Raw genomic sequence first — 17,076 nt, 5'->3', positions numbered from 1 at the left:
ATTTTACGACATAATATAGGAAATATGGTGTTGCAAGGTGTAATTTTTTGTGATAAGCTTTACTTAAATGTAAAAATATATTACAAAACCAAATAATTGATTATGTCTACAATAATTTCTAAAGAGGTGTATCATGAAAAAAATAATCGGAACAATTCTCACCTTATTTCTATGCTTTATGGCTTGCTTCGTGAACGTCACACCCGCAACGGCAGCTACCGGAAAAATTTCAATGCAGCCAGGCAGCATGTCTATAGCAGTCGCAGATGAGGTATCTCCATCAAGAACGGCACCTCCGATGTTTAGTATTCAGGAAGGTACATATTCATTGATTCAGGTACTTGACTTAACATGTAAAACGCCGGGGGCAGACATAAGATACACTACCGATGGCACAGAGCCCAGTGCAAGCTCGGAGGTATTCAGCCAGCCAATACCCATAGCAGGCACCACTACTGTGAAGGCCTATGCCAAGGCTCTGGAGATGGAGGCTTCAGGCTGTGTTGATGCAGTATATACCATAATGCTTGATGCAGGAGATATGAATGGGGATGGAAGGATAAACAGTATAGACTATTTATACATAAGCAAATACATTATTGAACCTGAGTCAGTAGTTTTTCCTATAGCTGATTACCTGAAAGCCGGGGATTTGAACGGGGATAATTTAATCAATTCTATAGATCTTTTATTCATGAAGAAATATTTAATAGGTGATATAGAGTATTTCCCAAAGGAACTTCCTCCTCCAGCAGATGCTCAGGTTATCTCAAATTCCTCCTCCGGTATTTCAATTGCATGGCAGCCACCTTCGGAAATACAGAATATAGCACGTTACCAGATATACAGAGATGGCTTCATGGTGGGAGATACTGACGGCACACAGTATACCGACACTCTTAGGATAACACCTAATACTTATTATATATACACAATTACGGCTACTGATACCGACGGAAAGATATCACACAGAAGTCAGGATATTGAGGTAACTTCTAGTGAGGAAATACAGGAACCTCTTTTGTCCCCCGTAAATCTGAGGTGCATACAGAAAACAGACACTACGGTGACTCTGAGATGGGATGCTGCTGAAGGCAGTATCCCTGTTGCTGGCTACGATATTTATGACGGGGAGGAGCTTATAGGCTCTGTGGAGGGAGATACCGTCTATACGTCTACAGGCTTGACTCAAAATGTAATATACTCCTTTACTGTAAAAGCGCGTGACAGTGCAGGAAATACATCTGAGGCAAGCGACCCGCTGGTAATGTCCACAGGTACAATTATCAGCGGCGGGACAATAACTGCTGATACTACGTGGGAAAGCAATTTCAGTCCGTATATCCTTAACGGAAGTGTGACTGTTGCCAGTGGGGCTGTTTTGACGGTAAGCCCGGGTGTAATTGTAAAAGCAACAAGCTATAGCTATTATATAGACGTGCGGGGAAAACTTAATGCGATAGGAACATCTGATAACCCAATAGTATTTACATCATCTAAAGATCCGGAATATGGAGGAAGTGGAGTGGTAAGCGGGACCGATTATTGGTCTGGTATAAGTGTAGGAAGTAGCGGAGAGTTTACCGGGGACTATGTAAAGTTAAGATATGGAGGGTATTCTACAGGCCCGGTGTTGGTAGTATATGGGAAATTATTACTTGCTGATTCTGAAGTAAGTAATTCATATGGTCAGGGAGTATCTTTTAATTCTGCTGCTAATGTTTTAATGAAGGGCTGCACAGTAAATAATTTAAACTCATATGGAGTATACATAGACGATGCAACTACTGGCATACCAGATAATACAGTTACTGGTAATATAACGCTTGAAAATAATATTATAACTGGTTCTGGTTCCGGGGGTATATATATTAACCAATATGGAATAGGCAATTTAAATATTAAAAACAATGATATATACAACAATAGTGGACATGGCATATGTGTTTATAGGCTTGGTACAGGAAACTACATAATAGAGGATAATATAATTGCAAACAACAGTGGATATCCGGTATATGTACACCTTGGAGGACTGAGTTCATCTATATTTTCAAGTATACAAGGTAATACATATACAAATAATATATATAACGGGATTACATGCGATGGCATAGGTATATATGGGACTCTTATAAAAGATTTGACGCTTACTGCTGGCAAGTATTATCTGACAGACAATGTCATCATTCCAACAGGAAACACACTTACAGTTCAACCCGGAACAATTATTTATGGAACTAACTATAGATACTGCATAGAGGTACAGGGAAAACTGAATGCAATAGGCACATCTGATGCTCCAATAGTATTTACCTCACATAAAGATTCGGAGTATGGGGGAAGTGGAGTAGTAAGCGGGGCTGACTATTGGGGGAATATAAAAGTAGGTAATAATGGGGAGTTTAACGGGGAGCATATAAGACTAAGGTATTACGGGCATAATTATTCATATAAGGCACTAGAGGCATACGGTAAATTAACACTTACTAATTGTGAAGGAAATCTATATTTGGGTTCTGGAGTTAGTGCTTTAGTCAAGGACTGTAATTTATCCGGAGTGATGATAAATAATACAGCTACTGCTAATATATTACTTGAAGACAATATTATAACAAATGGCGTACAGGTGAATGGATTTGTAATGGGGGATTTAAACATTATAAATAATGATATAAACAATTGTTTAATGGGTATAGATATTGAAAAGTTCGGTACAGGAAACTGTAGTATAGAGAATAATATATTTAACAGTAACCAATTTGCAATATGGATAGACATTTCTGGATTGGACTCATCTATATTTTCATACATAAAGGATAACACATACATCAATAATGCTTATGGAGAGGCATCACTTGATGGTATATTTTTATACGGAGATTTAAAGACAGACATGACACTTATTGCTGATAAGTACTACATTATATATATTACTATTCCAAAGGGGATTACACTTACCGTACAGCCAGGTGCAGTCATTGTGGGAATGGAATACCTTCATTCTGGTACCTTCATAGATGTGCAGGGCAAATTGAATGCAGTAGGTACAACTGATACTCCAATAGTATTTACCTCATGTAAAGATCCAGCGTATGGAGGAACTGGAGTGACAGGCATTAAAAATGACTATTGGCGTGGTATAAATGTAGACAGTAATGGAGAGTTTATAGGCAATCATGTAAAGCTAAGATATGGAGGGCATCCACAGCCCGGAGAGGATGCAATATTAAAGGTAGACGGAAAATTATCACTTGCCAATTCGGAAGTGAGCGGGTCATACAATAGGGGAATACACTTCAACACCACAACCCAGCCCACCCTTATCTGCAATTCGATTCTGAACAATAAATACTTTGACATATATAACGCAATCCCTTCACAAATAACAATAGATGCCAGCTATAACTACTGGGGGTCGATATACGGCCCCGGAAGTATAAGCGCGGGCGTAGAGGTATACCCGTATCTGGGCTCCGAATGCACTGTAGCGTCGTACTTCGGACAGGATGGCACCTATGGAGCAACTGGCAATTACTCCCGCACCTTCACCGACATGAGCCTGAATACACCCGGCTTTACGCTGAACTTGAGCAGGACATACAACTCAAAGAACAATGAAAGCACAGTGCTTGGCAAGGGCTGGACCTTTGGCTTTGAGGGCAGCATAAAGGACTATGAAAATAATATTCCCATTAAGGTAGTCAGGCTTCCGAACGGCAGCGTAGAAGCCTTTAATACCGGCAGCGACGGCACATTCACCTCAGACGGCTCCAGAAGCACATTAGCCGCCCAGCCCGACGGGACGTATATACTCACTACAAAGGATCAGTATACCTATGGCTTTAACGCTAACGGGTGGATGACCTGGATGAAGGACAGGGACGGCAATACAATTGCCATACAGGTGGACGGAAGCTCCGGGAAGGTACAGGCAATAACCGATCAGTGCGGAAGGAGCTTTACTCTGTCGTACAACGGGCAGGGACTGCTGGACGCCATAACCGGGCCGGAGAACACTACAGTCAGCTACCGGTATGAAAACAGTCTTCTGACGAAGTCTATAGACGCTATGGGCCATATCACAAGCTATTCATACGATTCACAGGGCTTTCTTACTGAAATAAGGGATGACGGCGGCAAGCTGGTGGAATCGGTTTCATACCTTCATGACGACAGCCAAAACAAGGACAAGGTGGGGTCTACAACAGATGCTTACGGAAACACACTGACGTATGAGTATGACAACGCAAACAGGAAGTTTACCATAACCGACAGCAGCAGCAGGCGGACGGCCAAGTGGTACAACAGCTCCATGAACATCACAATAGAACAGGACGCGGAAGGCAGGCAGGCCATAACAGAGTATTACACCGATTCCAACGGTATAGACAAATACGGCGATATAAAGTCGGTAACAGACCGAAACGGAAACAAGACCCAATATGGGATAGACGGCAGCGGCAATGTGACAAAGATAACCAATCCCGATGCCAGCTTCAGGACGTATACGTATGACAGCAATAACAACATGACAAGTGAAAAGGATGAAACGGGCAGGTATATCTTCTACGTATACGACAACCGGAATTTAAAGCTGCTGAAAAAAGCCCAGCCGCTTAATGGAACCGATGTATACGCCGATGGGTGCGATGAATCAAAATTTGCTATCACCACCTATACCTATTACACCGATTCGGAAAGCCAGCAGATGGGATGTGAGGCCAAGGGGCTGCTGAAGTCGGAAGCCGACCCAGAGAACAGCATAACGGCTTATACATATGATCGGTATGGCAATACAAAAACCGTTACAGACCCGGAAGGCCGTACCACTTCTTATGATTATGACGCAATGGGGAGGGTAATCAGCCAAACCTCTCCGGGGGGATATGTCACAAGCTATACATATGACAAAAACGGAAATATGGAAAAAAAGACCCTTCACGGAGGGGAAACAGAAAGGACAGTCTATGACTCCAACGGGAGGAAAACAAAGGAAATATCACCCAATATTTATAACCCTGACCTTGACGACCTTGACAGCCATGCATACAACGGTGACTGCGGGACAAGGCATACATACTATGACAGCGGGAAGATCCGCACTGTGACCGATGCCCAAAACAATACCGTTGCATACACCTATGACCTGTACGGCAATATTCTGACTGAAACCAAGCCTAACGGTGCGGTTTACCGTTATGAGTACGATGTCATGGACAGATTGTTAAAGGTTTACTTCAGCGACGGACCCGATTCACCCGAAATACTGCTGGAGCAATATGCCTATACGATACTGTCGAACAAAAAAACACAGACTGTAAAAACCGTATTCTTAAACGATACCGGCACTGCAATAACCACCACTGTTTATGATTATGCGGGCAGACAGGTATCACAGCAGAATTCTGACGGCACGACGATTACGACAAATTACAATTCTAACGGGACAGTATACACAACCGCCGACGCGAGAGGCAGCACGACATATTACAGATATGACGGGATGAACAGGCTGTCGGAGAAATGGATCCCGGTTAATACAGGCAGGTACTCATATAAGAAAATAGCATATGACAGTGCGGGGAGGCAGAAGCAGATACAGACAGGCAGGGAGCTTGTGGCCTTGTATGATCTGCCCGTGACATTTGCGGCTGTTGATTATGACTATTATAGCGACGGCGCGCTTAAATCCGTTACCGACAGTGCAGGCAGAAGAACCGATTATGCATATGACAGCAGCGGAGTATTGTCAAAAGAGGACGTATATGTAAGCAGTACAAGCGCGGCAACGACAGAATATGTAAACAATCATCTGGGCAAGCCCGTGCAAATGAGGGTGCATGTAAAAGAGGGCGATTTATACGGGAATGACTTTGAAAGCACGGAGGATAGTGTCCTTACCACGTACTATGCATACGACAGCAACGGCAACCTTAAAACAGCCACAACGCCGGACGGAATTACAACAACATATACCTATGACAGCCTTGACAGGCAGACGGGCGTGAGCCGCCCATGCAAGGATGAGTACGGGGGCGATGCGGAGGCGGTTACAAGCACCTCCTACGATTGGCAGGGCAATATACTTACCGTTACCGACCCCAATGGCAATACCGCTTCCAACCGCTACAACGGGCGAGGGTTCCTCCACATGATAACCGACGCAGGCCAGGGAATTACGGCATACTATTACGACACCGCCGGAAGAAAGACGGCGGAGGTTTCGCCGCAGAACTATGACCCGTCCAAGGAGCTTTCCGGCATGAACAGGGTGGAATATTCATATGACAGCATGGGCAGGCTTAAAACCAGAGCCGATGTTTATAAAGACCCTTCAACCGACGAATGGACGACCATAATCACAAGGGCATATAAATATGATGCCAACGGAAATATAATAAAGGAATTGGACGCGCTTGGGTATGAAGCCGGGACGGGAGCCACCGCCGACAGCAGAATCAATACCGGCTACGGTACCGAATACACATACAATCTGGAAAACCAGCTATCCACTGTGCTTGACCCCGCGTTAAAGCAGAGGGGATATGCGTATGCTGTAAAATATGATTATGACGGCATGGGCAGAAAAGTGACGCAGACTAATGTAAATGGAGTCATAACGGGATACGGCTATGACGATGCGGGGAATGTGACAAAAACAACGGTAAGGAAGGCAGTCAATGAGCCCGAACAGGTAACAGGACAGGCGGAATATGATCTTACTGGCAATGTGACAAAGCAAACCGACGGCAACGGGAACATTACTTCATTTGAGTACAACTCACTGGGTAAGCTGCGTAGGGCATTGTATCCGGCGGATTCAACCATACCTTCAAATATAGTCAAATACCAGTATGACGGCATGGGTAACCTGAAAAAGCAGCAGGACTCAATGAACAGAGTTGATGAATATATATACGACAGCAACGGAAGGCAGACATCCATGACGCAGAAAAGCTCCGACGGAACACAGAGCATAACCACCGAAGTCAAATATGACCTTAACGGCAACAAAAGATTTGAGACAGACGCCAATAATGTGACAAAGGAAAGCACATATGACCCGCTCAACAGGCTTAAGACAACAGTCATTACAGTATCGGGAGAGGAACAGACTACCTCATATGATTATGATAAGAATGGCAATCTTCTGTCGCAGACTGACTGGAGGGGCAACACATACACCAGTGTATACGACCCTGTAGACAGGCTTATCGAGAAGCGGGACCCGTATGGCAAGGTCATACAGAGGCTTGAGTACAACCATAACGGCGTACAGATAAAGTCCTATGACGCATTGAACAATGCTACGCAGTACACATATGACAGGAGCAACAGGCTGCTTTCCACCATAGATCCTCTTAACCATACAACAAGCCAAACTTATGACAATGTGGGGAATATTTCCTCCAAAAAGGACGGCAGGAATAATTCTACCTCATATACATATGATGAATTTAACAGGCTTAAGACTGTCCTGAACGCAAAAAGTGAAGCGACTGGCTATACATATGACCTAGACGGCAACATGCTAACTCAGAAGGACGGAAAGGGTAACATTACCTCCTTCGAGTACAATGTGCGGAACAAGCTCATAAGAAAAATATACCACGGAGGCAGGACGGGGACACCCGGCAGCTATACCTATGATCCCGCAAGAACTGAAAGCTACATATATAATGCCGCAGGACAGCTTTCCCAAAAGACGGACAGGAACGGCACCGTAACTACGTATACGTATGACATACACGGCAACCTGTTATCCGAGACATCAGGCACGGTAAATATAAGCCATACCTATGACGGCAACGGCAATAAGCTCACCATGACCGATGGGACAGGGATAACCGCTAGAACATACGATGAACTGGGACGGGTGCTGACCAAGGAGGTTCCCAATATCGGTACAACCACATATGATTATGATATAATATTGGGTGTAGATGAAGGCTGTACCAAGGAAATTTCTACCGATCCCAAGGGTAACATTAGAGAAGATATTTATGACAGGGCAGGGAGGTTGTTGACTGTCACAGCCAACGGCAGGACAGCGGTATACAGCTACTATGACAATGGAAGCACGCAAAGCGTTGTTTATGATGACGGCTCAAGAGAGGACTATACCTACTATGACGACGGTCATTTATGGACCTTGACAAATAAAAAAAGTGACGGGACGGTATTGGAGGCATATACATACACCTATGACGCGTCAGAGAATCAGACATCAAAGGATGAGGTCATAAACGGTGCGGCAAAAGGCATTACGAGCTATACCTATGACGCACTGAACAGGCTTCAGACGGTGACCGAGCCGGGAGGCTCAAGAACCACTGCGTATACCTATGACGCTTCGGGAAACCGTTTAACCCAAACGGTAAATCAAAGCGGGACAACAACACTGGACACATACTCCTATGACAGCCTTAACAGGCTGACAGGAGTTGTCACAAAGGTTAACAGCCAGCTTACGGAGGCCGTTGAATACGGGTATGACAACAACGGAAACCAGCTAAGCAGGACGGTCAACGGATTGGTTGCTGCCACTAACACATATGATGAGCTGAACAGGCTGGTATCAACACAGGCGGATGGCATAACGGCTATGAACGTCTACAACGGTGAGGGAATGAGGGTGGAAAAATCCGTTGACGGCAGCCTGACCAGATACCTGTACGAATATGACAGGGTAGTGCTGGAAACCGATGAGGAAGGGGAGCAGACGGGAAGGAACATATACGGGATAAACCTTATTGAGAGGTTGGCGGACGGACAGGCCTACCAGTATATGTATAACGGCCACGGAGACGTAACCGCGCTGCTGAAAACCGATGGAACTATCGCGGTCACCTACTACTATGATGCCTTCGGAAACATAACGGATCAGACGGGGGAGGCAAGCAACATCATAACCTATGCAGGCTACCAGTATGACAGTGAAACGGGGCTGTATTACTTAAACGCCCGGATGTACGACCCGGTAACGGCAAGGTTCATGCAGGAGGACACCTATACGGGAGAGGCGAACGACCCGTTGAGCCTGAACCTGTATACATACTGTCATAATGAGCCTATAATGTACACCGATCCGACGGGGCATATAGCGTTTTCAAGCTGGCAGGACGCGGCGGCGTACTCCAAGGCAATTACGCAAATTAAGACTACAACCAAGGTTACGACCAGCAGCCAGGCGAAGGCCTATACGCAAGCCGCACAAAAGGCGGTGGATAAGTATTCCGCTCCGACTCCGGCAACGAATACCAGCACGACAAAGACTACTACTGCCAAAGCAGCTACAACTAAAGCAGTTACTGGCAATTCGGCAACAACAACCACAGCAAAGGCGTCGAACAATGTGCAGGGCAAAGCAAAGGTTACGACACTGGAGGAAGCTGTTAAGGTGTCTAAGAAGGCGGAGGCTGAGAAAGCATCTGGCACACAAGGCACTTGGTATAATAAAACTCTTAACGCAGCTAAGGATTTTACTTTAGGAACTGTAGTATCCGGGGACAACAATATGTTCTTTGGAGGTGCGCAGGCAATAACGGGGATTAGTCCTGAGTATGATACTACCGCTTTCAAATTAGGTAAAATTGCTGGCGATATTGGGTCAATATTTGCGGGAGGAGGATCAATTGCAGGCGGTATGGCAGGGGAGGCCGCAGGTGTGGCACTTGATGCCACCGGGGCAGGCGCGGCTGTGGGAGTGCCGTTAAATGTTGCAAGCGCCGGAGCCATTATCTATGGAGGAACTGTCATAATAAACAGTGCCGGAAACCTTATAAATGATGGGATAAACTTAGCATCCAGTAGTGGAGGTTCTAAAGGTGGAAGTGGCAGAGGGGCAAATAGCCTTAAATCTGACCCAGCAGCACAGGGGAATGCTCATAGTACATTTAAAACTGACCCTAAAACAGGTAAGGTTACTAACTATGAAACATATCAGCATAACCCTAGAAACCCTAATGGAGTTGATAAAGTAAAGAGATATGATGGTACAGGAGATAGCCATTATAATAAAAAGACAGGAGAAGATATTGATTCACCACATGTGCATGACCCGTCAACACCAGGGGGTATTAGAAAACCTAATCCAAATGAAATACCAAAATAGGAGGATGAAAATCATGGAAACATTAAAGTCGTTATGTGAATGGTACAGTACATATTGTGATGGTGATTGGGAACATGACAAGCGTATTAGCATAGCAACAATAGATAATCCAGGATGGAGAGTTGATATAAACATAGAAAATACTGAACTTGAGGGGAAGATATTTGAGGAACTGGTTATAGAAAAATCAGACGACGACTGGATTCACTGTAGTTTAAAAGATAACTTTTTTAAAGGCAGAGGAGGATCTGAAAATTTGGAAGATATGCTTAAAATTTTTATAGATTGGGTTACAGAAAACCAAGGGAAAAAGTAGAAATATTTAGCAAACAAGTTTAGGCGGTTGTCTATGATGACCGTCTTTTTTTCTGTTTAGGGACAAGGGGACGGCAGACCAATGTCAAATCAGAGGAGACATTCATCAAATTATTCAATTTTTGGAGGGATGCCCCATACACATGGTATGCCATTTTATCTTTAATGATTGACAGAAAGTCCTTGTATTATTGTAAGTATAATGAAAATTAGAATAGAAAACGCAAAGTATGCACTGCTTAAAACCAATGAAATTATAGAAAAAACCTTCTTCCTGTGTTTACGTGTCAAGTCTATAATAGATAGAACAAAAGATACAATAACCGATATTATAAGAATTAGCGGAGAAATAGCTGCCAATGCTACTAAAGACTCACGAAACAGCAGAGAAACGGCAATAAAAAGATATCCGAAAATCACAACAGTGAACGAGGTTATAGACAGCTTTGATATTTTGGGTGAAGCTGGCAATAGGTTAACATCTGTATTCTCCATTTTGGCCTCCTTGATATATATGATTTTTCTTTGAGTTAATATTTTAATTTTATCCTTAAGTGGCATGATGTGTCAATATTATGTTGTCATGGGCTCGGTTAGCTTAGAAAACGACTTGGGGACAAGGGGAACAAGGTCCCTTAATGATACTATCTTCATATATTAGATCAAAATATATTTATGGAGGTAGGTGCATTGAACAACTACTCTAATCCATATATCAATTCTGGCTATATGCCTGATTACACCAATAGACAAAATATCTATATGCTTCATAAAAAAACCGGAGATGTGAATGGAAGTAAAATAGCTGATACGGTTTATCTGATGGGTGAAAAAGGGGAAAATCCCTTTTATGAAAATATAAAAGTAGGAGTACAGGATGGAAGAACGTTACAGTGGTATGTTATCCCTTTGTATCCCAATTACAGCATGGCTTTTAATCCATGGCTGTTTCTTGGGAACTTCACCGGCTTAAATGTGGATGAAATTATGGTAAATCTGCCTGTGGGGGGAAGCGGGGCACTGACATATTATTATATAATATCATTCCTCAATAATAACGCAAATTATATACTTGGTCCGGAACAGCTTATGCCACTCACCAAGAGCCTGGAACTTGAAGTTATATATATGGATAATTATAAGGTACTTGTTAAAAGCAGAAAGCTTAATCAATCAATTATGCTGGATGTAAGCGATAGAAAGGATGCTTATGAGGGGACGGTTTATAACAGGGAGGGGAAGCTTATTAAGCCTCGAAAAGGATTTGTTATCGATCAGCCTCATCTGTATCCCGTCAGGTTTGACGGAAATCAGCCTTACAAGCTGGAGGCGCAGCAGGATATAGCAGGAACGTCACACGCCGACAGGCTCGGATATGCAGTAACCTATTGGAAATATTCAGCACAAGATAAATCCTGGCTTCTCGATCCTAAAATGTTTTTTGTTTTAGTATAGTAGGGGACGCTCAGTCCCTTGGCGCTTTTCCACTATTGACTAATTGACCCAATTTATGAAATAATGTATTTGTGCGCAGCCTCTTTATTCCCTGTTTTCTGCAGATATACAAGCTCTCTTCAACGCTTTTACATATATTTTAACCGATTTTACTTTTAAGGGATTTATGGGCAAAGCCCGCTTCGGATTTGGAGGCTTAGCTAAAAAAAGAAGCTTTGGAGGGATAAGTAAATGGTTAAAAATCGTATCTTGCCGCTTTTGCTGGCTACAGTAATTATTACGGGGCTGTTTTCATTTATGTCCGTGAGCAGGACAAACGCCGATACTGATTTGATGCTCACGCTTAGTGAGATCACAGGCACGGAGGCTATCGGCTCATCCAATGGACAGAATCAGATTATTGAGACGGCTAAAGCAAGGCTTATCATTCGCAATTCAGATGATGTAAGAGGAAATATTACATTACCCGCAGAAATCACTGTTGATGGGGTAAAGGTTGCCATAACATGGTCAAGCGACAGGCCTGATATTGTTAATGTGAACGGAATAGTGAATTCAGGCTATGACAATGCACCCGGCGGGATTGTTAGCAGGCCTGACACAGATACCCGCGTAACCCTGACGGCACATCTTGCCAGCGGGACGGCCGTAGACACGTCGGACATTTTAATTACCGTAAAGGCAAAACCCGCGCCTATAAGTGAAGCAGATTATAAGGGATATTTCTTTACATACTTTAAGGGTACCGACAGGCCTGACGCCGAGCAGATATATTTTGCTTCAAGCAAGGACGGGCTTCATTGGGACGAGCTGAATGAAAGCAAGCCGGTGCTTACTTCAACCGTCGGGGACAAGGGGGTGCGTGACCCTTTTATCATAAGGTCTCACGAGGGAGACAAATTCTATATGGTGGCAACAGACTTAAGGATAGCCAACGGTGCGGGCTGGAGTGCGGCCCAAAGATCCGGAAGCAGGTCGGTTGTGGTCTGGGAGTCCGAGGACCTCGTTAACTGGTCCAAAGAAAGGCTGGTTAAGGTTGCAAGAGATGACGCCGGATGTACATGGGCTCCTGAAATAGTATATGATGAAAGAACAGGAGAGTATGTCATGTTCTGGGCATCACGGGTAGGCGCGGATAACTATGCCAAACAAAGGATATATATAGCAAAGACAAGGGATTTTTATACCTTTACCCAGCCACAGGTATATATTGACAGAACGACGGATGTAATAGACACAACAATGATAAAGCATGAGGGAATATATTACAGATTTTCAAAGGATGAGGTAAATAAGAATATCCTTATAGATAAATGTGATCAATTGCTGCGTAAGGAATTTGTACCGATATCTTCAAGCAGTGTAGCAAGCCAAAAAGGGGTTGAGGGTCCGGCAATCTTCAAATTTAACGGGCAAAGCAAATGGTGCCTGCTGCTGGACAACTACGGAGGCGGGGGCTACTATCCAATGGTTTCTACAGATCTTGCTTCGGGCGTGTTTACCAAGCTCAGTTCCTCCGAGTATAAATTGCCGTCCGGGCCTCGCCACGGAACGGTAATGAGGATCACACAGCAGGAATACAATGCTGTTATGCAGAAATGGGGAGGGCAGGCCGTACCGCCTGTTGAAGATCCCAAGACAGAGCCAATCCTTGAATACAAATTTGATGAAGCAAAAACGGGAAATAAAATTTTGGATACTTCAGGCAACAACCGCACAGGTACATTGAGTGGAAATGCCGCTTATGTGACGGATGCCGGCAAGAACTCACAGGTTTTATACTTAGATGGGACGGAAGGCTCCTTTGCGGCTTTCCCGCAAGGCTTCTTTGATGGCAGGAATACCATGACTGTTTCAATGGATATTAAGCCGGTAACGGTGTCTGGCAATTTCTTCACCTTTACGCTGGGGAAGGATACAAGCAAATATATGTTCCTTAGAACACGCGATACCGAAAGCAGAAATGCAATTACGACAAGCTCCTACTCTAACGAGCAGGAGGTCAAAGCTACCACCGCTTCTGTGGCAAACAGGTGGATGAACATCAAGCTGGTAATAACCCCTTCCCGCATGGCTATTTATAAGGATGGCCTGATGTTGGGCAGAAACAATAATATATCAATATCAGTTCAGGAGCTGGGCACGGGGCTGATGGCTTATTTGGGCAAATCCTTTTATTCCGATCCGTATTTTAAGGGTTATTTTGACAATATAAGGGTATACAATCGCGCGTTAAGTGAAGCGGAAATCGCGCAGGAGGCCGGCCTCAATAATGAGCCCGTGAGAATTATAAGCGCAGAGGATGTAACGGTGACACGAAAAGCCGGGCAGGCACCTGAGCTGCCTTCAAAGGTGAAGGTAGCTTACAGCAACGGTACAACAGGTAGTGTCAATGTAAAATGGGAATCCTTTGATCCCTCCATGAATTCAAGCACGGGGGACGTAACGGTGGAGGGGCGGTTATATGACAATGAGTATGAAAACCCGCTTATATTAAACAGGGCAGACCCATGCATTTATAAGCATACCGACGGTAATTACTATTTTACCGCCTCATATACCGATGGCTCGGACGGACACAACAATGTGGGCATGTACCAGTATGACCGCATCATACTGAGAAAAGCGGCAACTATTCAGGGGCTTGCTGTGGCAGAGGAAAGGGTAATATATACAAAAAGGCCGCTTGGCGGAAACAAAAGCCCCCATGTCTGGGCGCCGGAAATACACTTTATAGACGGAAACTGGTACATTTACTATGCCACCACCATATCCGACTCGGATGTCTGGCAGATACGTCCCCATGTATTGATGTGCCCCGGAAATCTGGACCCCATGAAAAAGGAAAACTGGCAGGACAAGGGTATGATGCGGAAAATGAATTCCCAGGACATGGCTTTCAACGGTTTTTCCTTAGACGAAACAGTTTTTGAGCATAATGGAATAAGGTATATGGTGTGGGCGCAGAATGATCCCAATTCAAACCTATATATAGCAAGGATGAAGGACCCGCTTACAATTGATACCAATGCAGTCATGATAGCTTCCCCGAAGTACGATTGGGAGCTGCACGGATACAAGGTGAACGAGGGGGCAAGTGTAATTAAGAGAAACGGTAAAATATTCATCTCCTATTCGGCAAGCGGCACGGACGCGCTTTATTGCCTTGGGCTTCTGACAGCTTCGGACAAAAGCGATTTATTAAATCCCGGCTCATGGGTTAAGACTCCTTATCCGGTAATGACCTTCAGCACGGAGGCAGGCCAATATGGCCCCGGACACAACACCTTCACGGTGTCGGAGGACGGCAGCGAGGATATTCTTGTATACCATGCCCGACAGGAGGAAAGGTATATAGGCAGCGGGTATGAACCTCTTTATGATGCAGGAAGGCATACACGCGTCCAGAAATTACTCTGGAACAGCGACGGTACTCCGAATTTCGGGGCACCTTTGGCAGACGGAAAGGTACTGTCACAGGTAAAGGCTAAGGCGAAAATTGTAAATAGTGAAGTGGTGGGCGATTATAATGGAGACGGAGAGGTCAATTCGCTTGATGCCGCATTGCTCAAGAGATACCTGCTGGGTATGCTTGAAGGCTTTGAGGTAAATGACCAAATGTATGTCGGAGATTTAAACAGGGACGGCGATATAAATTCTATAGATTTTGCATTGCTCAAGAGATATCTGGTAGGACAGCTTGAACAATTGCCTTATTAGGGGGGACAGGAATGTCCCCACACAAGGTTGGGAGGGAGTTTAATGTGTTCAAAACCGGGTTTTAAAAGCTACAGGCTGATTTCGGCATTCCTTTTAATATTAATGCTGATTTGCGGGGGTATGGGCCACCCCTTGAAAAGCCGTGCGGCAGCAAATACAGCCCCATTTGTGTATGGTGACACCGATGGAAACGGTCAGGTGAATTCTTTGGATTATGCATTGGTAAAGGCATATTTATTGGAAATTGTATCCGGCTTCCCAAATCCAAATGGTGCTCAAGCAGCCGATGTAAACGGGGATGGGAGTATAAACTCCTTGGATATTGTTTTGATCAAAAGCTTTATACTGGGTATTATTAATGAATTTCCGGCACAAACCCATCCGGCTGCGGGCTCCTTTGCTAAGGGTGCTGATATAAGCTGGCTGCCTCAGATGGAGGCTAACGGTTACAAATTTTACGATGATGCAGGTGTGCAGCAGGACTGCTTAAAGATTTTAAAGGATCATGGGATTGATTCTGTGAGAATCAGAACATGGGTTAACCCTTCAGCGGATAAGTGGAACGGACATTGCAGCACCAACGAAACCATAGCACTGGCAAAACGGGCAAAAAGCATGGGCTTCAGGGTTATGATTAACTTCCATTACAGCGATTCCTGGGCGGATCCTGGGCAACAGACGAAACCTTCTGAATGGATGAATTTAGATTTTAATGCCCTCATGAAAAGGACATATGATTATACATATGATGTAATGACGCGGCTTAAAAATAACGGAGTGGAGCCTGAATGGGTACAGGTGGGGAATGAGACTAATAACGGTATGCTATGGGAGGATGGAAAAGCATCAAGTAATATGAGGAATTTTGCATGGCTTGTTAATTGCGGTTATGATGCCGTAAAAGCTGTAAGCCCGCAAACTAAGGTCATTGTGCATTTATCAAACGGGTATGACAACAGCCTGTTTAGATGGATGTTCGGCGGACTCAATTCCAACGGTGCAAAATACGATGTTATAGGCATGTCTTTATATCCCGAAACGAATAACTACTTAACGCTTGCGGCTCAGTGCCTCACTAATATGAACGACATGGTGTACAGATACGGCAAAGAAGTAATGATTTGCGAGATAGGAATGCAATATAACTATCCTTCAGACTGCAAGACATTTATCACCGACATGATAAGCAAGACCAGATCAATATCAAATAATAAGGGTCTTGGGGTATTCTATTGGGAGCCTCAAGCTTATCCCGGAATCAACCATTACAATAAGGGATGCTGGAATTCTAACGGGAGGCCTACTATAGCATTAGATGCGTTTTTAAATTAGGTCGTGGCAAGGGGATGGCAGGCTGTGTGAAAACTATTTTGAATGAAATTGTAAAGCTTTGTCCTTGCAGAAAAACAGCGGAGGAATCTTGGGGACGGATTCTTATGCTTCCGTAGCGCAGCGTAGGACTGAAAGGA

General features: G+C 44.2%; 6 protein-coding genes. All 6 read left to right on the top strand.

The genetic code is table 11. The features are described from left to right. The first annotated feature begins 133 nt into the window (after positions 1-133). The 6 genes from DFR58_RS16850 (at position 134) to DFR58_RS16825 (ending at position 16,939) form a co-directional block, all read left to right on the top strand. The gene (locus DFR58_RS16850; protein WP_114299027.1) at positions 134-10,117 is read left to right on the top strand and encodes an RHS repeat-associated core domain-containing protein; all 9,984 of its coding nucleotides are present in this window, start codon (positions 134-136) and stop codon (positions 10,115-10,117) included. A gap of 13 nt (positions 10,118-10,130) precedes the next feature. Further along, positions 10,131-10,433 carry an immunity 53 family protein gene (locus tag DFR58_RS16845; protein ID WP_114299026.1) on the top strand — a complete coding sequence of 101 codons (303 nt, stop codon included), beginning with the start codon at positions 10,131-10,133 and terminating at the stop codon, positions 10,431-10,433. Between the two features lie 201 nt (positions 10,434-10,634). Then, a complete protein-coding gene (locus tag DFR58_RS22225; protein WP_114299025.1) occupies positions 10,635-10,961 on the top strand; it encodes a hypothetical protein in 327 nt (108 codons plus the stop codon). A 161-nt stretch (positions 10,962-11,122) separates the two neighbouring features. Next, entirely contained in the window at positions 11,123-11,887 is a 765-nt protein-coding gene (locus DFR58_RS16835) for a hypothetical protein (RefSeq protein WP_242987691.1), read from the top strand. A gap of 231 nt (positions 11,888-12,118) precedes the next feature. Then, positions 12,119-15,607, top strand: coding sequence for a family 43 glycosylhydrolase (locus DFR58_RS16830; protein WP_114299023.1), 3,489 nt, complete (start codon positions 12,119-12,121; stop codon positions 15,605-15,607). Between the two features lie 42 nt (positions 15,608-15,649). After that, a complete protein-coding gene (locus DFR58_RS16825; protein ID WP_242987690.1) occupies positions 15,650-16,939 on the top strand; it encodes a glycosyl hydrolase 53 family protein in 1,290 nt (429 codons plus the stop codon). Positions 16,940-17,076: the final 137 nt, after the last annotated feature.

Origin of the sequence: Anaerobacterium chartisolvens, from assembly GCF_003337415.1 — a bacterium.
Taxonomy (GTDB): Bacteria; Bacillota; Clostridia; order Acetivibrionales; family DSM-27016; genus Anaerobacterium; species Anaerobacterium chartisolvens.
This window is presented reverse-complemented; position numbering and strand designations above follow the sequence as displayed.